21 protein-coding genes are annotated in these 24,767 nt (G+C 59.1%); 8 read left to right on the top strand and 13 right to left on the bottom strand.

Annotated features, from left to right (window positions below):
* Positions 1-43: 43 nt before the first annotated feature.
* Both arfB and HSW_RS02505 read right to left on the bottom strand, forming a co-directional pair.
* A complete protein-coding gene (gene arfB / locus HSW_RS02510) occupies positions 44-451 on the bottom strand; it encodes an alternative ribosome rescue aminoacyl-tRNA hydrolase ArfB (protein ID WP_044000701.1) in 408 nt (135 codons plus the stop codon).
* Between the two features lie 180 nt (positions 452-631).
* Complete coding sequence (locus HSW_RS02505; RefSeq protein WP_044000700.1) at positions 632-1,066, bottom strand: hypothetical protein; 435 nt, start codon at positions 1,064-1,066, stop codon at positions 632-634.
* Positions 1,067-1,160: 94 nt separating this feature from the next.
* On the opposite strand from HSW_RS02505, the gene HSW_RS02500 reads away from it, so the two are divergent.
* A complete protein-coding gene (locus tag HSW_RS02500; RefSeq protein ID WP_044000699.1) occupies positions 1,161-3,218 on the top strand; it encodes a M13 family metallopeptidase in 2,058 nt (685 codons plus the stop codon).
* A gap of 266 nt (positions 3,219-3,484) precedes the next feature.
* On the opposite strand, the gene HSW_RS02495 is transcribed toward HSW_RS02500, so the two are convergent.
* Entirely contained in the window at positions 3,485-3,955 is a 471-nt protein-coding gene (locus tag HSW_RS02495; RefSeq protein ID WP_044000698.1) for a nuclear transport factor 2 family protein, read from the bottom strand.
* A 183-nt stretch (positions 3,956-4,138) separates the two neighbouring features.
* Here HSW_RS02495 and HSW_RS22435 point away from each other — a divergent pair, with 183 nt between their 5' ends.
* On the top strand, positions 4,139-4,846 hold the full coding sequence (locus tag HSW_RS22435) for a head GIN domain-containing protein (protein WP_052346029.1): 708 nt from the start codon (positions 4,139-4,141) through the stop codon (positions 4,844-4,846).
* Positions 4,847-4,929: 83 nt separating this feature from the next.
* On the opposite strand, the gene HSW_RS22430 is transcribed toward HSW_RS22435, so the two are convergent.
* Positions 4,930-7,740 (bottom strand): PA14 domain-containing protein, encoded by a 2,811-nt coding sequence (locus tag HSW_RS22430; protein ID WP_052346028.1) that lies wholly within the window; start codon positions 7,738-7,740, stop codon positions 4,930-4,932.
* A 397-nt stretch (positions 7,741-8,137) separates the two neighbouring features.
* Positions 8,138-8,719: a hypothetical protein gene (locus tag HSW_RS02480; protein WP_044000697.1), complete on the bottom strand. Its 582-nt coding sequence runs from the start codon at positions 8,717-8,719 to the stop codon at positions 8,138-8,140.
* A gap of 160 nt (positions 8,720-8,879) precedes the next feature.
* Between HSW_RS02480 and HSW_RS02475 the strand changes: the two genes are divergently transcribed.
* Positions 8,880-9,827, top strand: a complete 948-nt coding sequence (locus HSW_RS02475) for a 3-oxoacyl-ACP synthase III family protein (protein ID WP_044000696.1) — start codon at positions 8,880-8,882, stop codon at positions 9,825-9,827.
* 211 nt (positions 9,828-10,038) lie between these two features.
* Here HSW_RS02475 and HSW_RS02470 read toward each other — a convergent pair whose 3' ends face one another.
* Positions 10,039-12,141, bottom strand: coding sequence for a matrixin family metalloprotease (locus tag HSW_RS02470; RefSeq protein WP_044000695.1), 2,103 nt, complete (start codon positions 12,139-12,141; stop codon positions 10,039-10,041).
* 564 nt (positions 12,142-12,705) lie between these two features.
* On the opposite strand from HSW_RS02470, the gene HSW_RS02465 reads away from it, so the two are divergent.
* Entirely contained in the window at positions 12,706-12,975 is a 270-nt protein-coding gene (locus tag HSW_RS02465) for a hypothetical protein (protein WP_044000694.1), read from the top strand.
* An 87-nt stretch (positions 12,976-13,062) separates the two neighbouring features.
* On the opposite strand, the gene HSW_RS02460 is transcribed toward HSW_RS02465, so the two are convergent.
* Positions 13,063-14,037 (bottom strand): DUF72 domain-containing protein, encoded by a 975-nt coding sequence (locus HSW_RS02460; RefSeq protein ID WP_231501342.1) that lies wholly within the window; start codon positions 14,035-14,037, stop codon positions 13,063-13,065.
* A gap of 234 nt (positions 14,038-14,271) precedes the next feature.
* Between HSW_RS02460 and HSW_RS24035 the strand changes: the two genes are divergently transcribed.
* Positions 14,272-14,415: a hypothetical protein gene (locus HSW_RS24035; protein WP_155832792.1), complete on the top strand. Its 144-nt coding sequence runs from the start codon at positions 14,272-14,274 to the stop codon at positions 14,413-14,415.
* A 141-nt stretch (positions 14,416-14,556) separates the two neighbouring features.
* Positions 14,557-14,934 carry a response regulator gene (locus tag HSW_RS02455; RefSeq protein ID WP_044000693.1) on the top strand — a complete coding sequence of 126 codons (378 nt, stop codon included), beginning with the start codon at positions 14,557-14,559 and terminating at the stop codon, positions 14,932-14,934.
* A gap of 90 nt (positions 14,935-15,024) precedes the next feature.
* Here the strand turns inward: HSW_RS02455 and HSW_RS02450 are convergent, their stop codons facing one another.
* The 6 genes from HSW_RS02450 to HSW_RS02425 form a co-directional block, all read right to left on the bottom strand.
* The gene (locus HSW_RS02450) at positions 15,025-15,954 is read right to left on the bottom strand and encodes an HlyD family efflux transporter periplasmic adaptor subunit (RefSeq protein ID WP_044000692.1); all 930 of its coding nucleotides are present in this window, start codon (positions 15,952-15,954) and stop codon (positions 15,025-15,027) included.
* Entirely contained in the window at positions 15,944-19,144 is a 3,201-nt protein-coding gene (locus HSW_RS02445; protein ID WP_044000691.1) for a lantibiotic dehydratase, read from the bottom strand. Before HSW_RS02445 ends, HSW_RS02450 begins: the two co-directional genes overlap by 11 nt.
* A gap of 255 nt (positions 19,145-19,399) precedes the next feature.
* Entirely contained in the window at positions 19,400-19,609 is a 210-nt protein-coding gene (locus HSW_RS02440) for a class I lanthipeptide (RefSeq protein WP_044000690.1), read from the bottom strand.
* A 286-nt stretch (positions 19,610-19,895) separates the two neighbouring features.
* Positions 19,896-20,090: a class I lanthipeptide gene (locus HSW_RS02435; RefSeq protein WP_044000689.1), complete on the bottom strand. Its 195-nt coding sequence runs from the start codon at positions 20,088-20,090 to the stop codon at positions 19,896-19,898.
* A gap of 34 nt (positions 20,091-20,124) precedes the next feature.
* On the bottom strand, positions 20,125-20,316 hold the full coding sequence (locus HSW_RS02430; RefSeq protein ID WP_044000688.1) for a class I lanthipeptide: 192 nt from the start codon (positions 20,314-20,316) through the stop codon (positions 20,125-20,127).
* 131 nt (positions 20,317-20,447) lie between these two features.
* Positions 20,448-20,639: a hypothetical protein gene (locus tag HSW_RS02425; protein ID WP_044000687.1), complete on the bottom strand. Its 192-nt coding sequence runs from the start codon at positions 20,637-20,639 to the stop codon at positions 20,448-20,450.
* A gap of 503 nt (positions 20,640-21,142) precedes the next feature.
* Between HSW_RS02425 and HSW_RS02420 the strand changes: the two genes are divergently transcribed.
* Positions 21,143-23,581 (top strand): outer membrane beta-barrel protein, encoded by a 2,439-nt coding sequence (locus tag HSW_RS02420; RefSeq protein ID WP_044000686.1) that lies wholly within the window; start codon positions 21,143-21,145, stop codon positions 23,579-23,581.
* The gene (locus HSW_RS02415; RefSeq protein WP_044000685.1) at positions 23,559-24,767 is read left to right on the top strand and encodes a lanthionine synthetase LanC family protein; all 1,209 of its coding nucleotides are present in this window, start codon (positions 23,559-23,561) and stop codon (positions 24,765-24,767) included. Before HSW_RS02420 ends, HSW_RS02415 begins: the two co-directional genes overlap by 23 nt.

The raw sequence follows: 24,767 nt of genomic DNA, 5'->3' as shown, positions 1-24,767 counted from the left end.
CGAGACGATAACAGCCTAAGCACTAGTCACTATCAACTAAGCACTAAAAATCTACCCGGCCGCGGTTGGCTTTTTTGTCGCCGTGCTTTTTTTTGGATTCCAGGCGCTGGCGCACGGCACCTTTGCCGGGCTTGGTGAGGCGGCGGGCCTTGGGTTTGAAGAGGGCTTTGCTGAGCAGCTCGTGGAATTTGCGCAGGGCGGTTTCCTTGTTGCGCAGCTGGCTCCGGTCTTCCTGGGCTACCACCAATAATTCGCTTTCGGCAGTGAGTTTGGAAGCTAGTTTGATTTGCAGCGTCTGTTTCTGCTCATCGGTGAGCAGTTGCGACTCCAGCAGCCGGAAGCGCAGCTCCACGCGGCTTTCCACCTTGTTCACGTTCTGGCCGCCCGGCCCGCTGCTGCGGCTGGTCTGGAATTGAAGTTCGGGCAGGAAGTCGGTAGCGGCGGGAAGCATTGTGGGACAGATTGTAGCGCGAAGCCTTTGCTTCGCGCCTCGGTATACGGTAGTTGTCGTTCGGGCGGCGCGGGTGCTCCAGGGCTAAAGCCCTGGGCTACGGAGCGGCGCTATGCTTCGTTGGCTGTTTCACTGACTAGCCCGGGTCTTTAGCCCTGGGACGCCCGCGCCGCGGCAATGCTACAAAATCTTCCACAGCAGCCAGCCCAGCAGGCTGCTCCGCATGGTCCAGGCGACGGTGCGGAGCCAGTTAGTGCGCACCAGCCCGTCGATGGCCACGTAGTCGTAACCTTCGGCGCCGAGGCGGTTGTGAAAAGGCACGGAGATGAAGAACGTGCTGGCCCAGATCAGCACCACCAGCGCCAGCTGCCACCAACGGGCTGAGCCCAGCTCCGGGGCGGCCCCGGCCAGCCAGCCGGCCAGGCCCAGTTCCAGCACCATCGGGGCCAGCACCACCCAGCTCATGGTACGGGTGTGATGCTGGTGGAAGGCCCCGAATTTCTCGGGCGCCACGTAGGCAAAGCCGGGATAATGCACTAGCTGCACCGTCCAGATAAGGCCGGTAAGGTAAGTAGCTAGTGCAAAGTTGAGCAGCAGCAGATGCGGGAGTTTCATGGGCAGGCAACGACAGGGAAGACGGCGGCGTCCTTGCCGCTACGCGAAACAACCCATTCGCGCTACATTCGTCCTCCCTTACCTGTTGTTTTCTATGATTTCCTCTCCTCTCCTGCGGCCCTGGCTGCTGGCGGCCCCGCTGCTGGGCCTTGTATTCACGGCCTGCCAGCCCGGCGGCAAGTCCCGGGCCGCTGGCCCCGACCTCATCCAGGCCAACCTGGATACCACCGTGCGCCCCGGCGACGATTTTTACAACTACGCCAACGGGGCCTGGTTCAAGCAGCATCCTATTCCGGCGTCGGAAAGCAACTGGGGCATCGGCAAGGAGGTGCAGAACGAGGTGTACGCCCGCCTGCGCAAGCTCAACGAGGACGCCGCCAAAACCAGCGCCGCTGCTGGCTCGGTGCAGCAGAAAATCGGCGACTTCTGGGCCACGGGCATGGACAGCACCACCATCAATAAGCAGGGCGTGGCCCCGCTGAAACAGGAGCTGGACCGCATTGCCGCCATCCAGTCGGTGGCCGATGTGCAGGCCGCCATTGCCCGCCTGCAGCCGCTGGGCGTGAATGCTCTCATTGGCTACTACGTGGGCCAGGACGCCAAAAACAGCGACAAAATGGCCCTGCAGCTGTGGCAGTCGGGCCTGGGCTTACCCAACCGCGACTACTACTTCAACAAGGACGCCCGCACCAAGAACATCCGGCAGGAGTACGACAAGCACCTCACCACCATGTTCGGGCTGCTGGGCCAGGATGCGGCCACGGCCCAGGCCAGCGCCCAGCGCGTGGTGCAGCTGGAAACCCGGCTGGCGGCCTCCTCGCGCAAGCTCGAAGCCCTGCGCGACCCGTACGCCAACTACAACAAGATGGCCGTTTCGGGCCTGGATAAGCTCACGCCCGGCCTCAGCTGGAAGCCCTGGCTGGCGCAGATGCAGCTTGCCAAGGTAGATACGGTGATTGTAGGCCAGCCCGAGTTCTACCGCGAAGCCGGCCGCCTGCTCACCACCGCGCCCCTGGCCGACTGGCAAGCCTACCTGCAGTGGCAGCTGGTGCACGCCTTTGCCGGCACGCTCAGCCAGGACTTCGACAACGAGAACTTCCGCTTCTACGGCACCGTGCTGCAGGGCGCCAAGCAGCAGCGCCCCCGCTGGAAACGCGTACTCGATGCCGAGGAAAATGCCATGGGCGAGGCCCTGGGCCAGCTGTTCGTGCAGGAATACTTCACCCCCGCCACCAAGAAGCGCTACGAGGACCTCACCGAAAATGTGGTGGCCTCCTTCCGCGAGCATATCCAGAAGCTGGACTGGATGAGCGACTCCACCAAGCAAAAGGCGCTGGTGAAGCTCACCAAAATCACCCGCAAAGTAGGCTACCCCGATAAGTGGAAGGACTACTCCTCCCTGAAAGTAGACCGCAGCTCCTACGCCGCCAACGTGATGCGCGCCAACGAGTGGGCCTACCGCTACAACCTCAACAAACTAGGCAAACCCGTCGACCGCACCGAGTGGGGAATGACGCCCCAGACCTACAACGCCTATTACAACCCCAGCAACAACGAAATTGTGCTGCCGGCCGCCATTTTCGCCATTCCCGGCCTGATTGACGCCAATGCCGACGATGCCGTTATCTATGGCTACGCCGGGGCCAGCACCATCGGCCACGAGCTAACCCACGGCTTCGATGATGAAGGCAGCCAGTTTGATGAGAAGGGCAACCTGCGCAACTGGTGGAGCAAGAAGGACCGGGCCGCCTTCCAGCAGCGCGTCAACGGCATCGTGCGGCAGTTCAATGGCTACACCATCCTCGATTCGCTGCACATCAACGGCAAGGCCACGGCCGGCGAAAACATTGCCGACCTGGGCGGCATCGTCATTGCCCTGGATGCTTTTAAGAAAACCGAGCAGTACAAGAAGGGCGAGAAGATTGGCGGCCTCACGCCTACCCAACGCTACTTCCTGGGCTACGCGCTGGGCTGGCAAACCCACCAGCGCGATGAGCGGCTGGCCCAGGCCATCCTCACCGATGTACATTCGCCGGCCCAGTTCCGCATCAACGGCCCCTTCGCCGACGTGCCCGAGTTCTACGAAGCCTTCAACGTGAAGCCCGGCCAGAAACTCTACCTGCCTGATTCAGCCCGGGTGAAAATCTGGTAGGCTGACTTTTCAAAAACGAAGAAAAAGGCTTTCTGCGCAGTGCAGAAAGCCTTTCTTGCTTATCAGCATGCTGAGCGTCATGCTGAGCTTGCCGAAGCATCTCGCGTGCTGATGTTGTCAAGCTAACTCAGTGGCTCAACGATTCCAGCCGAAAGATCCGCTTCTACATAATGATTACCCCTGCAGCGTCAGCACGCGAGATTCCTCGACTGCGGCTCCGCCTTCGCTCGGAATGACGTTCTTTTCATGCGAGCACCGCTGCATACTTACTGTTTCGGGCGAGCCATGAACTGCTCCAAGCCTTGCCGGGCGGTGGCGCGCACCTTGTTCTGCAGAAACTTCGACCAGCCCAGCAGCCAGCCCACCGGCCCCAGCGCCTGCCGCGACCAGCGCCAGAAGCTGAACTCGTCGCGGTGGGTGCGGATGAGGCCGTCCTGGAAGGTGAAGTGGGCCTGAATGTGGTTGTGCACCTTGCGGCGGGTTTGCGAGAAGGTGTAGCGGGCATCCCAGGTGGCGCGGCCGGCGTGCTCGTCGGCAGCTACGTCGTTGTAGGCCAAGCGCAGGTCGCGGCCCCGCTCGCAGAGCATGCGCCACATCTGCCCGATTTCGGCTCCTTTCAGCTGAAAGGCCGCGTCCTCGAAAGTAGCTTCGGGGTGGTAGCACGCGGCCATGCCGGCGTGGTCGCGGCGCTGGAAGGCTTGGTAGAAGCGGTGCAGTAATTCCTGGTGCGGGTGCATAAGTACAGAAGCGGCCGATGAGTTGAGCCCGCCAAAGCTACCGAATTTACCCACCTCAACACCGCTGTAGCTTCCTGTGTGTTGAGGTATAGCTTTGTTGGAATTCTTTTTTTTCAACAGGCAACTGTTGCATGAGCCGGCACATCTATCCTCTCATACGTCCAACTTCAACGCTGTTTTGTTATGAAAGCCTTTCGTTTCCTGCTGCCGGGCCTGCTCATGGCCATTGTGCTGTTATCTGCTTTCCGTATGGCTGATACTCGCGAAACCCGCTCTGTAGGCGCTTTTACCTCGGTAGGCCTGGGCGGTTCGATGAAGGTGGTGCTGCGCCAGGGCAGCCCGCAGAAAGTAGAAGTACAGGGCGACGCCGAGGACTTGGCCCACCTCGAAACCATCGTCACCAACAACAAGCTGCGCATCAATACCAAAAAGCAAAGCGGCATGAGCTGGTATAACATGAAAGGCAACGTCACGGTGTACGTGACCATGCCCGTCATCAAGGGCCTGTCGGTAGGCGGCTCCGGTACCATCAAGGCGGCCGACGACATTAAAGCGGCTAATCTGGATCTGGCTGTCAGCGGTTCGGGCGGGATTCAGCTCACCAGCGTTACGGCCGATAAAATCAGCTCCTCTCTCTCGGGCTCGGGCACCATTCAGGCGGCGGGGGTAGCCCCGGAACAGGCCATCAGCGTGAGCGGCTCGGGCGGCGTGCAGGCGGCTAAGCTGCAAAGCAAAACCTGCAGCGTGAGCATCAGCGGCTCCGGCGACTGTCGGGTGCAGGCCACGCAACTGCTGGAGGCCAGTATTGTGGGCTCGGGCGAGGTGTATGTGACGGGCAATCCGCAGGTAAAAAGCTCGGTGGTAGGCAGCGGCCGCGTCCACCGCGAATAAGCAAATCCATCAGCCAGATCCTGACGCAAAAAGGCTCCAACGGCACGTCGTTGGAGCCTTTTGCGTATCAGAAGCCTGCCCGGTTATTGCAGCATCAGCCGGCGGGTGGTAATGCCCGTGGGAGTTATCAGGCGCAGGAGGTAGATGCCCACGGGCAATTTGCGCAGCTTCAGGGGCACTTCCTGGGGGTGGGTGGCGGCCGGCACTAGTTGGCGGTGGACCACTGCCCCGCGCAGATCCAAGACTTCCACGGTGGTGGCTTCGGGGGTAGGCTGGGTCAGCTCCACTGTCACCTCACCGTTGGGACTGGGGTTCGGGAACAGCCGCAGCTGCGTCACCACGGCCCCGCCCCACTGCACCACCACCACGCCGGAAAGGTGGGCCGTGCCATCCAGATCGAGCTGACGCAGCCGGTAGTAACTGATGCCCGACAACGGGGCGCGGTCAGTAAACGTGTAGCGTTGACGCTGGGTAGTGGTGCCGGCCGCGGCTACCTGGCCAAGTACCTCAAATACTTGTCCGTTGGCGGAGCGTTCTACCTCAAACGACGCACTGTTCAGCTCCTGAGCCGTTTCCCAGCTGAGGGCCACATCAACATCCTGGGGCTGGGCCCCAAACCGGACCAGCGTTACGGGCAGTGGCGCATTGGAGCTGGAGGAGCACAAACCGGCTGTGGGAGTGAGCTGCCGGGCCACGCCGGCCTCGGTACTGGCGTATTCCAGCTTCAGGCTGTTGAAAGCTGCATTTTCGCCGTATAGCACCAGAATATCGTGCAGGCCGGCGCTGAGATAGATGCTGGCCTGCTCAGTGGTTTCAGAGTGCTGGCCGCCGTTCTGAATGAGTGCCTGAGCAATGGCCGGGGTTGAGGCCAAGGCGGCGTTATCCAGCCATAGAAAGGCCCCATCATCGGCGGTCAGGTAGAAGGTATAGGTACCGGCTACCGCTATCCGGATGCGGCCTTTGAAGCGGGCACTGAAGCTATCCGGGTCTTCGGGGGTGCCGCCGGCCGCTCCGGTCAGGTCGCCCCAGCTTTCGGGGCTGCTGAAATCGAGCACCTCCACATTGCGCCCCTGGGCGGGGGTAGTGGTGTTAAAAAAGGCCGGATCATCGTTGAAGTAACCCGGAAAAAACTCGGCGTATAATCCTGACGAAGCCGGCCGGCCGCCCGCATCAAGCCCGGAGCACCCGACCGGCGCGGGCGGCACCACCTGCACCGACAACGAGCGGGCGAAGACGGCACTGCCCCCGGCATTACGCGCAGCTATATCTAGCTGGTAGCTGTCTTCGGGCACTGTGGCATTGGCCGTCACCTGACCGGTGGCGGCATTGATGGTAATGCCCGTCGGCAAGTCAGCCGTGTTAGTAATGGCGTATTCCACTACGGCCGAGGCACTCGTAACCGTGGGAGCGGCAGAGGTAGCCGAAGCACCGACTACCAGCCGCAGACTTTTGGGCGAGTAGCCCAGGGCGGCCGGGGGCGGCAGCAGAGGCTGTACCGAAGTGCAGAACAGCGTACCGGGCACCACCTGCCGGCTGATGCCCAGGCCGGTGCTTTCGTACTCCAGCACTAGGCTGTTACCCAAGCCATTATCACCGTATAGCAGCAGCACGTTATGCAGGCCCGCGCCCAGCGTTACCGTAACCGCTACGGTAGTGGCCGGATGGTAGCCCCCATTATCGATAAGCGCATCGGGGCGCACGGCTGGCAGTGCCAGCGCATTGTTATCCAGCCAGAGGTAGGCGGCGTCATCGGCCGTCAGGTAGAAGGTATAAGAACCCGTAGTGGCCAGGTACAGGCTGCCGCGCAGGCGCAGGCTGAACTCATCGGGGTCCTGGGTGGTGCCGGTGGCTACGGGCAGCAGGTTTCCGAAGCTGTAACTGGCGGCGAAATTCACCTGAGGATCGGTGCGGACCAAGCCCGGCGTGAGGGTGGTGAAGAATCCCGGATCATCGGCAAAATAGCCGCTGAAATATTCGGCGTACAGGCCCGCTGAGGCTGGCTCGCCGGCGGGGTCGGGGCCACCACAGCCGCCGGGCAGCGGAGCCGTGACCAGAAACCGGAAGGCGTTCCGAAAAGAACTGGTACCGTTGGCGTTGCTGATGGCCACATCCACATCATATGTCCCCTGGGCCACGGAAGCCGCCGCCGTCAGTACTCCCGTAGTGGCGTTGATAGTAATACCCGCCGGCAGCGCACCCGCGTTGGTCACGGCAAACTCCGTAACGGCCGCGCCCCCATCCTGCACCACCGGCACGCCGGAGTTGCGCGAGGCACCGGTAGGCAGGGCCCTAGTAGCCGGGGTGTAGGTAATGGCCTGCGGGGCCAGCGGCAGCGGCACCACCGAGGTGCACAGTACCGAGGCGGGCACTACCTGCCGGGAAATGCCGGGGCCTTCATACTCCCACACCAGTACATTGTCGCAGCAGTCCTCCCCGTACAGAATCAGCACGTTGTGGCGGCCGGCCGGCAGCGTTACCGTAGCTGAGCGAGTAAGGCTGGAATGGCCGCCGCCATTGTCGATGAGGGCAGTAGAAAGAGCCGCAGGCAATGCCAGGGCATTATCATCCAGCCAGAGGTACGCGGCATCATCGGAGGTCAGGTAAAAGGTATAGTCTCCGGCGGTAGTGATAGTGAGGCTGCCGCGCAAACGCAGGCTAAACCGGTCCGGATCTTGGGCAGCGCCGCCCGCTATGGGCAGCAGGTCGCCGAAGCTGTTGTTGGCGGCGAAGTTCACCTGCGCATCCGTACGGATGAGGCTGGCCGGATGACTGTTATCAGTGAAAAAAGCTGGATCATCGGCGAAATAGCCACTGAAATACTCAGCATACAGTCCATTATCAGCCGGCTGCCCACCGGGACTGGTGCCAGTGCATCCCGTAGGCTGCGCCTGCACAGAAACCAGGGTTGGCCAACAGACCACTACCAGAAGCCACACTAGCCGAGGCCACTTCGCGGAAGCAGAATGTTTTTTCATCTTTAGGGGAATTTTTGTAATAAAGACAATACTATTCTTACTACTAAAGATAGATGAAATTTCTATAATTGAAAGTTATTCATTTTTAATTGCATTAATTAAACAAGATGAATTTCACTATTCCTATTCATTTGCAAGCCCTCAAGACCTCATTAATTTCAAAAACACTTATCGTTCAGCAACTTGCATACACAAAAACCCCTGTCACCTCCACTCTAAACGCCGAGAACCTCCGGTCGGTAGCTGGCGAGCTACTTACCGGAGGTTCTCAGGAGTTACATAGTGGCGGCTTTAGCCCTGCAATCAGCCGCTGAAGTTAGAAATCGAACAGGCCACGCCCGCTGCCGCTTTTCGCTTTGGACTTCGACTTTGATTTCGACTTCTTCTTTTTGTCGCCGCCGAATACGCCATCGAAAATGCTCGATTTGTCTTTTATGATAACGTAGCGGATAGAGACGGCCGTAGGGAAGCGGGCCCAGTCGTCGGAGTTGATTTCCACGGTGGGCTTGAAGTCGAGGCTGAGTACGATGGGAACAAAGGCCACCTTGTACTCCACTCCTGCCAGCGCATCGAAGCCCCCGAAGCCGCCCGTGTCCTTGTTGCGGCCCAGGTGGCCGCCCGCCCCGAAGTAGTAATTGAGGCTGGGGCCCAGGATGCCAAAGTGCCGCTCGGCCAGCAGCGTGGCGCTTACTTCGCGGGATCCTACCAAACCGAGGCCTTCGAGGGTCGTTTTCTCAAAGATTTTCTGTTGTACCGTAAGGCCGTAGTTGTTTTTGCCGAGCCGCAGGCCGGCGGCGGTGTGGTATTTCTGGGCATGTACGGCCGGAGCCAGCACGGCTCCGGCCCCCAGCAGGGCCGCCAGGAGCCACCCCGCACGAAGCGAATTAAGGAACATCATAATGTTGTAAGTAGGCCGTTGAACCCAGCCCTGAGGTCCGTGTTCAACGAACGGCACCGGTGCAAAGTACGGGCCCCGGCCGGAATAGCCGGCAACTTGTTTCGAACGCCGTACCTTGCGGCCTCACTTCCGCTTCGCGCCTTATTCTCCTTTTCGCTCCGTGTACATTCATCAGGTGGCGGCTTACCTGCCCGCCGAAATCATTACCAACGAACATTTCACTCGCCTTAACGGCCTTTCGAACGAGTGGATAACGGAGCGTACCGGCATCCGGGCCCGCCGCAAGGCGGCTCCTGACGAGAATACGAACACGATGGCCCTAGAAGCCACCCGCCGTGCGCTGGCACAGGCTCCGGCTTTTCCGGCGGCCGATATCGACCTGATTGTGGGTGGCACCTACACCCCACACGATACCATTTACACCGTGGCGCACGCCGTGCAGCGCGAGCTGAACGTGTCGGACATTCCGGTGGTGAGCATTTCCTCGGCCTGCTCTTCGCTGCTGAACGCGGTGGAAATTGTGGAGGGCTACTTTGCCATGGGCAAAGCCCAACGGGCGCTGGTGGTTGTGAGCGAACATAACACGGCCTACAACAACGACTTCGACACGGTGGCCGGGCACCTGTGGGGCGACGGCGCGGCGGTGCTGCTGCTGTCCAAGGAGCGCCTGGCGCCTGCCGACCTGCACGTTCAGGCAATCCGGACGGGCGGGGCCGGCAATATCGGCAAGGCCGACCAGGCCGTAACGTTGAAACCCGTGGAGCGCGGCATTGTAATGCCCTTCGGCAAAGACGTGTTCATCCACGCCTGCACCTACATGACGCGCGTCACTCAGCAGATTCTGGAGCAGAACAACCTGAGCGTGGCCGACGTGACGTATCTGATTCCGCACCAAGCCAATCTGCGCATCACCAAAAACGTGCTGCAGCAGCTGGGCCTGCCCGAGGAGCGCGCCGTTTCCAACATCGAGGAACTGGGTAACACCGGTTGCGCCGGCGCCGCCATTGCCCTGGCCGATACATGGCCGCTGCTGCAGCCCGGCAACCACATTATCGTCACCGTATTCGGGGGCGGCTACTCCTACGGGGCCATGCTCCTGACGCGGTGAGTGGTTGTTATGGCGAACGAGCAGCACGAGGCACTCGAGACAGCACACTAATCCTTTCTTTTCGAGGCGTAAATAGTAGATAAGCAGAAAGCCCCCAACGCCAACACGGACGTCAGGGGCTTTCTGCTTTTCAGGGCTTTGAGAATTGGAAAGGACGGATTAGCTGTGCTGTCCTTCGGGTGCTTCGCCCTAGCAATGACATCTCACTCACTCACTCACTCACCGCCAGCGGCACTGTGCCGTTGCGGCCGTTGGTGTCATTCCAGCGAATGAGGTAGTAGCCGGCGCGTAGGACTGGGGGCGTTACCTGGAACTGGTTCAGGCCCGGCAGGTAATCGAGGCGGGAGCCGCCCAGGTAGCGGCCCACGGCATCATAGAAGCGCACCACCAGACTACCGGTCGCAGAACCGCCCACGTACTGCAGATTCAGCGGTTCGCCGGTCTGGAAAGGGTTCGGAAACACCTGTAAAGAGTTCAGGGCCGAGGCATCATCGGTCACCCCGATGGGCATGGCCGTATCCAGGGAATTATCGGGACGGCGCAGGCGGAGGCGGTAGTAACTGAGGCCTGGCAGCGGCTGAGCATCCACGAAACGATACTGCCCGGACGTTGCGCCGGCCGCCACGGTAGCTACCGGCTGCCAGCCTGCCGTAGTATCGGCCGGGGCCCGCTCCACCACAAAACTGTTCAGGTAGCATTCGTCGCGGGTGGTCCATTGAACGGTGGTACCGCTTCCGGCCGCGTAGGTGGCCAGCTGCCCGGTAAGCGGGGCAGGCAGCATCGGGGCCGGGCCGCAGGCGGCGGGCTGAAAGCTACGGGTGCGCAACACGTAGCGGCCCCCGGCAATATCACTGCCGGCGGCCAGGGTGCGGCTGCGCTGCCCCCTGGCAATGGCGTAGTGCATCACGGCCGTGGGCAGAATCAGGTGCGAGAGTTGCTGCGCGTGGCCCAGCTCATGAACCGCTACCGTCTCAAAATCAAGCTGCACCGCCGTAGGGCTGGCCGGCCCAAACTGCCAGTTAGTAGCATCATCGAACTGGGTATCAATTTCCTGCACGTAGAACACCACTATGCCATTGGCCAGATAGCAGCCCCGGTAGTAGCTGGTGGTACGGCCTAAAACGCCCGTCGGCAGCTCCGGACCACTATCGAACCCCACGGAGTTTTCCCCGTCGTCGGCCACGCCGGTTTTGGTGCGGGTAGTGCCTACGCTCCAGTTGATGCCGGTCTGGCAGCGCCAGGTAGCCAGGGCCCGCTGCCACGCTGCCGAGGCGGCCACATTACTGGCAAAGCTCGCATCAAACCGGAACGTAACCCCACCGGCTCCATCAAAATTGCGGTGCCCGGGCACGGTTCGCTGCCCGGTATTGGTATCCAGCACATTGGCAGCGGCAAACACGATAGTCACTATTCCGGGGCTCACCGCTGGCACCTGCTCCGCCGTGGTAACGCGCACGGTACCGGTACCGGCGGGGTTGCGGCTGGCACTCAGCGAGGGTACCCGCACCTGAATGCGCGTATCCGTCCAGCTGATGTAGTCGTCGTCGTTGACTTTGGTGTACGAGGCGCCGCCATCATCGGCATTGCGAAACTCCACGCTGCCCGTGCCCCGGCTGGCCCCAAAGCCCGAGCCGGTAATAGTCAGGATGGCATTGGTACCGGCCGTGAGGCTGGCCGGAGTTAGGGTAGTAATGACGGGGGCCTGGCCCTTAGCAGCCATCGGTGGCTGCGCCCGGCGCAGCAGGGCCGCATCCAGCGCCGGATTTACCTGCATCAGGCGCGGAGTTGCCCCGCCAACGGTCTGATAAAATGCCGCGTCCAGCTGCGGATACTGCCGGAACGGCTCAATGGCTGTGGCAGTGTTCAGTTCATACCGGATAAAGCCCTGCTCACTACCATATGCCTGCCACCCGGCACCAGCCGCCACGCCGGCAAACCGGACTGGCTCCAGAAAGAAGAGGCCCTGCTCACCGGGTGCCAGACGGAGTGTATTGGTCAACTCCTGTCGTTCCAGCCCCAGCGTACCGCCTTCCGTCAGTACCATCAACTCAGTAGTGGCCGGGCCTTTTAGCTGCTTGAACACCCGCAGGCGGTGACGAGTGAAGATGCGACCATTGGTTCCCCGGAAGCTACTGGCATCCAGCACTTCACCTTCCACAATTCGGGAGGCCTGGTCCAGCCGGGCGGCGGGGTCGAGCGGAAGCAGCAGACAGCGGGTTTCGGCAGCCGTGGGTAGCACCTGTGCCCGGAGAGGCAGGAGGCTGCCGGCTCCCAGTAACAGGGAGAAGAGCAGGGAGGAAAAATTCACTTTCATAAGGGCAGAAAACGCGCCGTCAGGGGCGTTGGCAAGGTACTGGATTTGCCTGCCTCCGGTTGGGCCGACTCGTTTTTTTTCTGCTTTTCGTGCTCCGGTACGCAACCTTCCTTCCTGGTTCAATATCCTGAACCTGAATTTCTACCTCTTTTCTTATTTCTATGCGCATTCTGTCTTTAGCGGCTCCAGTTGGCCTGTCGTTTCTTGCCGCCTTACTGGCCCCCCAGTTCACAATAGCCCAAACCACTCCCGACTCAGTGGCCACGCCTGCGGCCCGGCCTAGGGCGGGCACGTTGCTCAAACTCGGCACGGGTTTCACCCGGGGGCTTTCCAGCGGCTACTATGGCCTTGCGCTTCCGTTGGCACTGGGGGTTGAGCATCACCTCACACCGACCTTTTCCCTGTACGCCAATGGGTTCAGTGGTTTTAGAGTGGGAAGACGGCAACGCTACTTCAACGACAGCCGGGAATCCATTATCGGGGATTATGGTTTTGATGTGGGCGTGAAATATTATTACAACCAAGATATAGCGCCGACAGAAAGGCCGGGCTACCGGGCCGTTCGTGGGCAACTATCTGGCGCTGCAGTCTACTTCCGCCTTCAGCCACAACGACTACCGGCCCTATCAGCATTCCACCCTTACCTTATTGTGGGGCATACAGCGCCGCATTGGCAAGTATGGCTGGTTTGAAGCATATGTTGGGGTTGGTATTGGTCGGGAGCCTGGGTACAAGTACTACACCTATTATGGCACCGGCAAACAGCCTGCCCGTTTCGGCTTGGCGCCAGAAATTGGGATTAAATTCAGCCTCGGCAGCCGTCTTACCCGCTAACAAGTCTTTCACTCAAGCAGGTAGCTCCCCCCACCGCATAAACTGCGCGGCAGTAGCAGACTACCTGAGACTACCTGCTTAGGTGCGTTAAAACAGTCTACCCTGCACCGGTTGCGGAATAACGCGGGGCGGTACCACCGCCATACCCGTCAGCTCGTGCAGCCGGCGCAGAAAATGCTCTGCCCAGATGGGCGAATGCATGATGTCTTTCTGGTGGATGAACACGTACGCCGTGTGCAGACCCGCCTCCAGCCACCCGGCTATGCAGGCGGCCCAATCGTCGGCACGCCGGAAGTCGGAATCTACCAAGCCGTGGCCATTGATGCGGATGAAGGTCACGGGGGTAGTCAGGCGCATGTGCAGCACGTCGCGGCGGCCGGCCACGTCACTCAGCACCAGCGGCTTATTCAGTGCCTCCAGCATAGCCGTCACCGAGGACAGCAGCCCCGCGTCGGAAAACCAGGCCGGATGGCGCAGTTCCACGGCCAGCGGCACGTAGGCCGGAAAATCGAGCAGGTACCGTTCCAGGCGAGGTAAGTGCTCCGGCCCGAAGGTGGGCGGCAGCTGCAGAAACGCGTGCCCCAGCGTCGGCCCCAGTCCCTCGATGGCACGGCAGAAGCTGGTCGTCAGGTCATCGGCGTTGTACAGGGCCCGGTCGTGGCTGATAACCTGCGGGATTTTGGGGCAGAAACGGAACGTAACCGGCACTGCTTCGCGCCACTTGCGCACAGTGGGCGCATCCGGAATGCGGTAATGCGTCGTGTTCAGCTCGATGCTGTTGAACTGCCGGCCGTAATGGTGCAGATACTCCGTTTCCCGGACACCGAGCGGAAAATAGCTGCCTACCCAGGCCTTGTTGGTCCAGATGGGGCAACCCACGTACACGGCCGGTGGCGCGGGTTGCGTGGGCAGGGCGCGGGCTAGTACGGCCGCCGTTTCGGGGTGGTCGGCGGGCAGGCGAAAATTAACGTAGCGCAGGTCGGAAAGGCGGCCAAAATCCATATCCGAAGGTACGGCAAAAGCCAGGGCCGCGTTGGTAGCAGGAAGCTGCAGGCGTAGCACACCGGCATTCTGCCCGTATTCCGGCTACTTTCCTGGCGGCCTTTCTGCCAGGCTCCCACAAGCTGTATACACCGGTTATACAGCCGCTATAGTTACTGGCCACCGGGGAAATTCAGTACATATGTCCATCTTTTGCAGATGGTCGAAGGGTTTTCTCTGTTTGTCGAATTTATAGGGTAACCAAAGCGCTCTTTTACTTCATTTGATCATCCATCTCACATAAACTACTGCCTAATGAAAACGCTTACTGCTCCTACCCAGAAACTCCACATCAAAAAAGAAACCGTTACGAATCTTTCTACCGCCGGCGCCAGCCTGCTGTTCGTTACCGAAGACATCCTGACTTCCACTCCGCTCTGCACCAGCCGCGCGGTATAGTTGCTTCCCCGAACTATTCTTTTCAGAATTGCTCGTCAAGGCTGTTTGGGGTTGCTCCGGAAGCAACTCCAAACAGCCTTTTTTTGCGCTCTATAAGTTTCGCCGCCTCCCCCTACAGCAGCACCTAATTGCCCCTTACTTATGCGTATTTTCACTTGTGGAATAGTAGAAGACGAAGAATTAGCCCGCGCACTTATTACCAAGTATGTGCAACGCTACAGCCAACTGCGCCTGACATGGTGCATCGAATCTTTATCCGATACGGTAGATGAGCAACAGACTCCCCCGGTAGATCTGGTCTTCCTGGATTTACTGGATAAGCCCAATGACTCCTACCGCATTGGCGACGGAGTGCGCATAAACGCGGATCAATTTCAGAGCATCATCATCACCACAGCGTACCCCGAATCCTTTGTTCAGAGCCTGGGAATACGCTATTCAAAAGTGCTGACCAAGCCGTTCACGTATCCGATGTTCGAGCAGGTAGTCACGCAGGCTCTGGCGTTGCTTGAGCAGTAATCCGCAGCTTGTGCCACCCAAAAAACCGGCGGCCCGGCACCCACCTTCCAAAGCGTGGGTGCCGGGCCGCCGGTTTTTTGGGTAGGGAGGTCAGCTCTTGATGGACAGAAATTTTTCCAGCAGCGGCCGGTTATGCAGCACAATGCGGGCCGTGCCGGAAAACGTGGCGTTCAGCACCGTCCTCTCAGTGGGCAGCAGACAAATAAACACTTTATGGCGGCTGTTCTCGGCCAGTGGAGCCACGCCCAACACCCGCCCCGCAATGCGGGTCCCACCCAGCTCGGCCACCGTCACAAACACCTTCTGGCCAGCAGTTACGGTGGGATACTGCGCATCAGTGATGTAGCCATGCGCCACGTACTCGGCGGCCGGGGGCTGCACGTACAGGATGGGTTGGGTAGCCGCTACCGGCGTGGCTGTTTGGGGCAGGCTGTAGTTGATGCGGGCCTGTCCTGTGCTGCGCGCCAACGATATACATTCTGCTTTCCAAGCGGCCACCTGGCGCAGGCCCTGCGTGATGTGGCTGGCGGGAATATCGTGCTGCTTCAGCAACTGCTGGTTGAGCATCCGGTACGTGCCGCGCAGGGTGCCCAGCTTCAGGGTATCAACTCTGAAAAAACGGCGCAGTAGTCCTTGGCTTGGGGTGGTGCCAGCGGGTAACGGCGGCCGGGCAGCATAATCGCGCAATAGCTTTTCCAGCCGAAGCACCTCCCGGTAGTCGGCCTGTCCGGCATCGTACCAGGCAACCAGCGGGGTGCCGGGCGTAACCGTGGCCCCCTCCTTCACCAGTACGGCCTGAATGCCCCAGTTCACGGGCCGGGGCTTCAGCACTTCCACCGGCCGTACTGCCGTGAGGGTGATGGGGGTAGTCAGCGACTCGGGGTAGGTGAAGAAGGCCGCAAACGCAAATACCAGCAGTAATAACGCCAAAATAATGACGTTGCCCCACTTCAATATCCAGCTGGGCTTGGTGAGCATAATTTCCTTTACCTCACTGTGGTAGTAGTTTTCAGAGGGCATAGCTCACGGGTTTGGGGGCGGAGTGCGTGTTCTTTTCCATAGCAGCCTGAGCCGTGTAGTGCTTGTGCAGAAGCCCGTAGAGCGTCAGCTCATGTAGGCGGGACTTTGACAGCACAAAGCGGTTGACGTACATGTGCACGTAGCTGGCCAGCAGGCTGAAACCAGCCGCAGAAGCTGGCAGGGGCTGCGGATACAGGCCTTGAATAGCCGCTACCGTTTCCCGCGACTCCCGACGCCGAACCAGAAACTCCTGCGTGGCTTCCTCAATGCCATTGTGCTCATCTTCGGCCGGGTTCAGGAAGCTCCGGATCCGGCGCGACTCCTGCCGGTACTTTTCGTTGAGCTGCACCTGCAAAGATTTGTCGCCGTTGAACTCTTGGAAGAAGGCCTCCGACAGTTGCTGCAACACCTGCTTCTTGGCCGGCAGCTCCAGCCCGAAATCCGTCAGCAACTCATCCAGGCCCCGCAGGGCCAGCAGCCAGCGGTAGGTTTCGCCTTCATCGCCTTCCAGCAGGCTGAGTACGTTGGCTATAGCCTGGCTGTCATGATAGAAAAGTGACTCTGAGTTTTCCATGTTGGCAGCCCCGTAGCGCTCCAGTTCCCGCACGTAGGTATCGAGCTGAAGCTTATGCACCAGCCCTTCCGCCAGCTCCGGCGCCAAGGTCTGCTGCACCGCCTGCACTACCTGCGCAAACCGGCTTTCCTGCCCCACCGGCACATGAAAGCGCACCCGCAGGTGGTGGTGAGGGTCGTTATAGCGAATGAAAAACCACTTGTCAATGATGCCTTCCACCAGCAGCTGCGCCACCAGCGGCCTGATTTTTTCGGTCAGTACTCGGTCCATGGTTTTGGTACCGGCGTAGAGTTTCAGATACAACCACTCGCTGCCCGGGGCAAAGCTGCGCGTCACATCGGGCAGCGGTAAGGCGCGCGCCGGGGTACCCGGCGGCACATACGCCCCATTGTAGAGTGGCAACAGCAGTTCGTTTGTGTAGTGGGTATTGCCAGGGCCCTGCAGCGGACAGTTATCCGGCGTAGCCAGAAACTCGGTGAGGGTCACGCGGCCTTTCTTTTCCAGCTGCTGCACTACCAGCTGCCGGGCCGCCGCGTGGTGGCCGTCAATCAGCAGCTCGTTGTCATGGTCGGTCAGGCAGAAGAACCGGGGCAGTTTGCGGTCCAGCAGGTGCTGGTGCAACACAGCTTCCGTCAGGGGTTTCCGGCGGCCCTCGCCCGGCTGCAGATCAGCCAGTGTGAGGTGCCAGGTGGCTTTGGTCAGGATGATGTTCCGGTACTGCACCCGGGGCAGAAACGGTTCCGAACTGAGGTTATCCCAGTACCAGCTCACGCCGAAGTAGATGTCATGCTTCTGTAAATCGCACAGGAAGCGGTAAATGGGCAGCCCCGTGGTGTAGTTGTGCGCTGAGGACAGCCGGGGAATAACGCGTTTGTTCAGGCGGGCCGAACGGAGTACCAGCTGCCCCTGCCGCACCGATACCCGCAGGTCCTGCACCGTAATCTGGTGCTCGGCCGGCGCGGCCGACAGCCCCAAAAACGGAATTTCATACGTCCGCAAATGAGGCCGCATCAGAATGTTACCAATGCGCGCCTCGGGCAGGTGAACTACTTCCGCGTACACGGCTTCTTCCGTGTCAGGCTCGGCGCGTTGCAGGCTGGCTTTCACGTTATCCAGCAGCGCGGTATCGCCGTAGCAGAAGCGGCCCAGCAGGTTCGCGGCCGATGGGGCCGAGCACACGCCCAGGGCAAACCGGAAGTCGCCCGCATCCAGGGCGGCCGGAGAGCTGGCCAACAGGGAGCCGAACGCGTAGAGGCTGGCGGGTGTGTTGCGGCCCAGGTCGGGTTTCGCCTCCAGGCCGGCCAGGTCAGCGGGAGTCAGCTCCACGGCCTGCGCGCCGGTGGCCGCCGCCTGCCGGAACAGGCGGTGCACCAACTGCGTGTACTTTTTCCACTCGGCGCTTTTGGGAGCAGTGTTAGTACGCGGCGTGATGCCATCCAGCAGCGGCAGGTGGTCACTGCGACCCGCCTCGGCGCGGCCGTAGCCCACGCCGGTTTCGCTGTCCAGGGCTAGCAGCAGGGGCACTTCCCGGTCCTCGAAACGCTCTACAAAGTCCTTCTTGAAGCGTTCCAGGTCTGGCAGGTTGGTTTTATTGGCCAGCGCGAATAGCTCACTGAGCTGGCTGGTCACGGTTTCTATTACTTCTGTTTTGAGCGTGTTACTCTCCGGCCTGAAAAAGAGGTCGGTCTGAATCAGGTCCTTGGAGCTGGACTGCCCGAAGGACGTGTTGATCAGCTGGTGCACCCGCTGAAAGTTGCGTACTCCGCCCGCTTCCAGCAATTGCTGTATTTCCGCTACCTGCGCTACCACCGGAGCCGCTACTTTACCGGCTAGCTTCTGTGGCAGTCCTTCAAAAAATACCGCGCCCGTAATGGTGGGCTCCAGCTCATTGATCAGCAACTGGGAATCAATCAGCTCCTCAATATAGGCCTGGGCCTCCGCTGGCGTGGCTTCCGGTTCCGCAGCTTGTATCAGTTCCACCAGCCGGGCAAAGTGGATACCCGGACCAGCTGCCTGCAACAGTACCTCCAGGTAGCTCGATTTTCGAACCGAGGTGATGGAGTAGTGGCGGCGCTTATTCTTAACCTTGTACTCTACGTACCGGTAGCTGTCGGCAATGGCGTACAGGCTGTTGTTAGGAAAGTAGCGCAGCTGGTATTTCACTTCCGTGGTGCTGAGCAGGTGCTGCACCAGCTCATTCACGTAGTTCATATCCAGCCGGGACTGTTTTAGGGGTGGTACCCCGGTGAAATTAAACGTGGTAGTTTCCGCCAGCGCGCCGCTCGCGCAGCCCGCAAACAGCCCATAGGGCGTGCAGCGCATGCTCATCCGAATCAGGTACTTGTAGAGCGTGGCCACCAGCCGGTCGTCCTTGCCGGTGGGGTCCAGGCCTTTTGCCAGCACCTTGTGCAGCTCCGCGTACAGTTCCGGCGAAGCCGTGTAGATGGCCTCCTGCAACTGCTCGTCGCGGAACAGGTGCAACAGCGCCGGCCCCAGCTGCGCGGGCTCCTGCCGGGTTTGTTCGTTCAGGTCAAGTACCGTCTGGAGTGGTAACAGGGGCTTCCTCAGCAGGTAATATTTCTCCGATTCCAGCTTCAGGGGGGGCGTGGCAGCCATGGAACAACACGTAATAAGTGAATGAAATTTGCCGCCCGTTAAGGATACACATGGCCCGCACGGCGGCGAAATACGGGCAGCAGAATAGACTAGCGCATTATTCGGCGTTTAAGCTACTACTTATATCTGCTTATATCTATCCTGTTGATCAGCAGCAGCACAGCGGCTAAACCGGGTAAGCCACAAGGAAAAAAAGCGCAGCAGGCAGTGCATAGTGCTAGGCCTGCTGCGCTTCTTTCTGCTCGTGGCGTTGGGCTACCCGGGTTGGTTGGGAGCTTCTGTTCCTCGGGGGCCACCGTAGCAGTCCACGGGGTTGCAACTGAAGGCCCCGCACGATGACTGGGTGATAACGCCTTCCGTAACCTGCCCGCCCACCAGATCCTGCAACTGCTCCTCATTGAGGCGGGTAATGGTTTCCTTATCCAGCGCCAAAGCGGCGTTCAGCTGAACATACTTCTTTCTCATTGCGGATTACGTTAGCAGGAAGCTGACGCCGGGACAAGGACCTTGCCCTTGCACTTCCTGAATGAGTTTAACCTCTGAGTAGGGCCTACGCCACTGGTGTAGCAGGGTGCTTTTCAACAGGAAAACCGCCCGGCCGAGCAGTTTGTGAACAGCCTGGCCCAACGGTTTATTCCTGAACTCATTACAGCACCGCCACTAACTAGCGCAACGGGCACGCTACGCTACAGCGTGTGTAATACAAGTGCTACGGAAAAGCTGTTGCCCTCCCGTAGCACTTGCCTATCACTTAACCTCCGTTGCAGGAGCAAGCCTGGCAGGAGCCAATCGTGGGAATGGCTTCGAGTTCCTGGGCCGGCACGTTGTTGCAGGTGTTAGTGGTACCGCCACCAACTACGTCGCCCAGCTGATCTTCATTGAGCTTGGCTACGGTTTCCTTGTCCAGGGAAAGGGACTTGTCCAGGGAGATGGATTTCTTCTTCATGGGTTCTGGTATTTTGGAAGTGGAAAGGGGCTGTTTAGTTGCAGGAGCAAGCCTGGCAGGAATTGATGGTGGGAATGGCTTCGAGTTCCTGGGCAGGCGGGGTGCCGTTGCAGGTGTTGGTGGTACCGCCACCAACTACGTCGCCCAGCTGGTCTTCATTGAGCTTGGCTACGGTTTCCTTGTCCAGGGAAAGGGACTTGTCCAGGGAGATGGATTTCTTCTTCATAATTTTTTTGGGGGATGAATGAAAGGAACTATGCAACCAGTGAGGGCCGGCTTCCTCACGTATGGTTCAGAGAAGTAGAAAAGGCATATAAAATAGTATTGCGCCGCCTTACCAGCAATACCATAAAAAAACTACTTAATCAGTGTATCAATATCTGATAAATCCTGCTCGTCTATCCACCAATAGGCATCATCAGATGCAATTTCTTCGGGCTTACCACCGAAAACCAAATCCATTTCATTCACGGATAAAAAACTCTCCCCCGGAATATAAGCGGAGGCTTTTTTACTGAATGACTTTATAAAATTCTGCAAGACTTTCATACGCTTTCTGGTTAGAGAAGTACACCGCTGATAAAACAAATGAATAGCACTGCTGCTCCCTAAAAAAATAAACTAGACCAACCGCAGCATATGAAGGATAAACTAAGCGCTGTATTTCGACCAAGTGGCAATTTCCTGGCGGATATCGAAAGATGTGGTCCCGTAAAAACGTGTTTCCTACTTTCCATAAACGGCTAAAACAGGCGTTTGAGCATGCAAACGGCGCCTTACCTCTCTACCTCGAGACAGAAATAAACCCCTGAAAATCAATCTCATTTAACACGCAGCCATTGCTTCAGGAGGTCCTGCAAGCAGTAGCCATACATGGGTGGCAAAAGCAAACCCTGAAAACGCCGTCAAATCCGCTATCAGCTACTAAGGCCTGCCTTTGATAGGGTAAAGGGCCTTTTCAATACGTCTATGGCAGCTTCTACTTAGTCGAAAAAGTTTCCTAGCCTGCCTGGCGCCGGGTTACTTCGAAGAAATTCAAACTCGACGAAGCTATGCGACACGGCAGGATTCTACTCGCACTTTTCTTCTGGCTGCTGAGCACCGCGCCAGCGTGGGCTCAGGGTGTCACTATTACCGGGCAGGTGCTGGGCGAAGGGCCGGCGCCGGTGGAGTTTGCCACCGTGGTCCTGCTCAAAGCCCAGGATTCCACCCACGTTACGGCCACTACTACTGATGCTACCGGCGCCTTTAGCCTGCCGGGCGTGGCAGCTGGCAGCTACCTGCTCAAAACCTCCTTTATCGGCTTTAGCTCCGACAGCCGGCCGGTGCAGGTAACCGCCGGTGAACCGGTAGCCCGCCTTACTGTTCGGCTGGCCGCCAACCATGCCACGGCCCTGAAAGAGGTGACCATTACGGCCACCCGGCCCACCATCATCCAGAAGCCGGACCGCATGATTGTGAACATCTCCAATACGGTGCTGGCCTCCGGCTACACCGCGCTGGAGGTTCTGGAGAAGTCGCCGGGCATTTACGTCAACCCCAAGAGCGAGTCCATCACCCTGAATGGCAAGGGCGCCACGGTGATTCTGGATGGCAAGAAAACCTACATGTCGGAGGCTGACCTGGCCGTATTTCTGAAGGGCCTGCAAAGCAATGAGGTGCAGCAGATAGAGCTGATAACCAGCCCCGGAGCCCGCTACGACGCCGAAGGACCCGGCGGCGTCATCAATATTGTTACCAAAAAAGGCCTGCAGGACGGCACCAAAGCTACCGTAACGGCCGGCGGGGCCTTCACCAAAAACAGCCGGCAGAATCTGGGCCTCAGCCTTAACCACCGGCGGGGCGCCATGGCCTTGTCGGCGGGCTATACCTTGTCGGCCCGGCAGGTAACTACTACCGAGCAGAACCGCCTCGATTACCTGGATGAAGCCACCGGCCAGGTCCTGACCACCCACAAAACCGACCTGGTAAATCCTTCCCGCTCCCTGGCGCATAACTACCGCGCCGGCCTCGACTGGACCCTGAGTCCCCGCACCAGCGTCAACCTCTACCTGCGGGGCTTTACTTCCGACAAGACGCGCAATGCCACGGCCGCTACCCAGCTGCTGCGCTACGCCGCCACCCCGGACTCTACACTGCTCAGCCTCACCGATACGAAATATGGCACCACCCAGTACTCCAGCAACCTGGGCCTGCGCCACACCATCGACTCGGTGCGCACTATTTCCGCTGATCTGGATTACTCCAACTACGACAGCCGGCAGACGAACCTCATTGTCAACTCCTTCACTACGCCCGAGGGGAAAAATCTGGCCCCGGGCATCAGCCTGCGGAACGTGCTGCCAACCGCCATTCAGATTCTGGCGGCCCAAACCGATTACGAACAGACCATTGGTACGCACAAGCTCGAAGCCGGCCTCAAGTTCAGCCGGGTAGAAACGGATAACGACGCCCGCTACGAAAAGCTGGATCGGGAAATTGACTGGGTAAATGATCCGCAACGCACTAACTATTTTTCCTATAAAGAGAATATTATGGCTGCATACCTAAGCTATAGCGGCAAAATCAATAAACTGGATTACCGGATTGGGGGCCGACTGGAAAATACACAGTCAGAAGGGCATTTGGTTACCAGCAACATTCTCAACAAGCGAAACTATACCAATTTCTTCCCTTCTATTTTATTAAATCAAGCCGTTGGCAAAGATGATTTTCTAAGTCTCAATTATTCCCGCAGATTACAACGCCCCAGTTACCAGGACCTAAATCCATTTATTTATTTTCAGGATATTTATTCTTACTCACAGGGCAACCCGTTTTTACGACCTGAATATGCCAATAACATAGACCTTACCTATACCGTTAATGGCACTTACGTAATTGCAGCCGGTTATTCCCGGACGAATAATTTGATTTCCTGGGTTACGCAGCGCGAAACGCCTAATTCGCTGGTCACCCAGTCGAGAGCCGAAAACCTGAATAGTCAGAGCCAATACGGCCTCACGATAACGGCCCCCTACGCGCCGTTTGCGTGGTGGAATATTTCCAATTTTTTCAACGGCTATTACAGCATTTACTCCCTGCAGTCCACGGAAAACGCCCCTCAGACCATTCGCGGCTTTTCGGGGGTGTATGGCATGACCAACGACTTCAAAATCAAGGGTGGCTGGAATGCCAGCGTCTCGGGCTACTTCCAGAGTCCGGCCCCGTATGGTGTGAGCCGCAACCGGGGGCAATACTCGGTGAACCTCGGGCTCCAGAAGAAATTTCTGGCCGACCGGCTCGCTTTGCGGGTAGTGTACAACGACGTGCTGAAAACGTCCCGGGCCCTCACCGATACGCGCTTCAGCAACCTGCGCACCCGCTCCCTGTACCGCTGGGATTCCAACTTCCTGCAGGCGACGCTTACTTACAGCTTCGGCAACCAGAAGATCAAGGCTTCTTCCAAGAGCCGCAACGCCTCCGGTGATGAAGAGAGCCGCATCAAGTAGCGCCCACCTGCTGGCCGAAGTGGAAGCGGAGCCGTTGCGGGAGAAGCTCCGCGCCATTGCCGACTTTCTGCTGGCCAACCGCGCGGAATTGCCGGCCAGTCCGGGACTGTCGGGGGGGCGACTGGGGGCGTTTCTGTTCCTGCACACCTACGCCACGCTCACCGAGAGTGAAACGCACGCGGCCGGCGCGGCCGAAATCCTGCTGACGGCCATTAAACTGCTGCCCAGCTACCCGGCTACTTCCACGCTGTATTACCGGGAGCTGGCAGAAGCCGGCACCGTTATCCGCTACCTGCGCGAGCAGCATTATCTGGATGAATCGTTTGAACTGGTTCTGGAAAAAATAGACCACCTGCTGCTGCCGGGCATTTCCTTGCTTACTAAACAGGAGCTGTTTGATCCGTTTGTGGGCTACCTGCCGGCGGCCACGTATCTGCTGGGCCGGCGCACGGCCGGAGCCGAGCAGGCCGTGCGACAGGTGCTGGACACGCTGTTGCGCACCTATGAAGAAGAAGCGCAGGGCGGTTTCTGGCGCTCTTATCTGTTTGACAAAAACCAGGTATACACCGGCTGGAGCCATGGTATAGCTGCGGTGCTGCTGTTCCTGGCCAAGGTGCTGCAAACCGGTGGCACGTACCGGCAGTCGGAGCTACAGGCCGCCATGCGGGGAGCCAGCCGCTACCTGCTGGCCCACCAGACCACCAACGGCCTGAACCTGTTTCCGGACGTGGTGGGGCAGCCGGGACCCTCCAATACCCTCAACCTCTGTTACGGCGACCTGGGCATCGGCTTTGCCCTGCTGCAAACAAGCCAGGCCCTCGCGGAGGAAACCTTGCACACGGCCGCGCTGGCGGTGCTTACGTCGGCAGCCTACCGCCGGGGTGCCCCGGAGTGCCGCGTCCCCGATGCCTCCCTGATTTATGGCGCCAGCGGAAACAGCCTGTTTTTCAAGTACCTGTACCAGACGATGCAGCGCCCGGCTTTCCAGGAGGCTGCCGCCTACTGGCACCAGCAGGCGCACCACCTGAGCCAGCAGCCCGGCTGCGTGGCCGGCTACAAAGGCCACTATAATCAGCAAACGGCCAGTGCCCACTACTCCCTGTTCGAGGGCGTGCCCGGCTATGGCCTGGCCCTGCTTGAGTACGAAACCGACTCTTCTGTTCTTCTATCCCTGATTGGTTACTGA

The sequence above is a fragment of the Hymenobacter swuensis DY53 genome (genome assembly GCF_000576555.1).
Lineage (GTDB): Bacteria > Bacteroidota > Bacteroidia > Cytophagales > Hymenobacteraceae > Hymenobacter > Hymenobacter swuensis.
The sequence above is the reverse complement of the archived record's forward strand: the minus strand, read 5'-3'. Positions and strand labels throughout refer to the sequence as shown.

Coding starts and splice junctions, on each gene's coding strand:
- arfB (WP_044000701.1), bottom strand. CDS start 451: ATGCTTCCCGCCGCTACCGACTTCCTGCCCGAACTTCAATTCCAGACC.
- HSW_RS02505 (WP_044000700.1), bottom strand. CDS start 1,066: ATGAAACTCCCGCATCTGCTGCTGCTCAACTTTGCACTAGCTACTTAC.
- HSW_RS02500 (WP_044000699.1), top strand. CDS start 1,161: ATGATTTCCTCTCCTCTCCTGCGGCCCTGGCTGCTGGCGGCCCCGCTG.
- HSW_RS02495 (WP_044000698.1), bottom strand. CDS start 3,955: ATGCACCCGCACCAGGAATTACTGCACCGCTTCTACCAAGCCTTCCAG.
- HSW_RS22435 (WP_052346029.1), top strand. CDS start 4,139: ATGAAAGCCTTTCGTTTCCTGCTGCCGGGCCTGCTCATGGCCATTGTG.
- HSW_RS02480 (WP_044000697.1), bottom strand. CDS start 8,719: ATGATGTTCCTTAATTCGCTTCGTGCGGGGTGGCTCCTGGCGGCCCTG.
- HSW_RS02470 (WP_044000695.1), bottom strand. CDS start 12,141: ATGAAAGTGAATTTTTCCTCCCTGCTCTTCTCCCTGTTACTGGGAGCC.
- HSW_RS24035 (WP_155832792.1), top strand. CDS start 14,272: ATGAAAACGCTTACTGCTCCTACCCAGAAACTCCACATCAAAAAAGAA.
- HSW_RS02455 (WP_044000693.1), top strand. CDS start 14,557: ATGCGTATTTTCACTTGTGGAATAGTAGAAGACGAAGAATTAGCCCGC.
- HSW_RS02450 (WP_044000692.1), bottom strand. CDS start 15,954: ATGCCCTCTGAAAACTACTACCACAGTGAGGTAAAGGAAATTATGCTC.
- HSW_RS02445 (WP_044000691.1), bottom strand. CDS start 19,144: ATGGCTGCCACGCCCCCCCTGAAGCTGGAATCGGAGAAATATTACCTG.
- HSW_RS02440 (WP_044000690.1), bottom strand. CDS start 19,609: ATGAGAAAGAAGTATGTTCAGCTGAACGCCGCTTTGGCGCTGGATAAG.
- HSW_RS02435 (WP_044000689.1), bottom strand. CDS start 20,090: ATGAAGAAGAAATCCATCTCCCTGGACAAGTCCCTTTCCCTGGACAAG.
- HSW_RS02430 (WP_044000688.1), bottom strand. CDS start 20,316: ATGAAGAAGAAATCCATCTCCCTGGACAAGTCCCTTTCCCTGGACAAG.
- HSW_RS02425 (WP_044000687.1), bottom strand. CDS start 20,639: ATGAAAGTCTTGCAGAATTTTATAAAGTCATTCAGTAAAAAAGCCTCC.
- HSW_RS02420 (WP_044000686.1), top strand. CDS start 21,143: ATGCGACACGGCAGGATTCTACTCGCACTTTTCTTCTGGCTGCTGAGC.
- HSW_RS02415 (WP_044000685.1), top strand. CDS start 23,559: ATGAAGAGAGCCGCATCAAGTAGCGCCCACCTGCTGGCCGAAGTGGAA.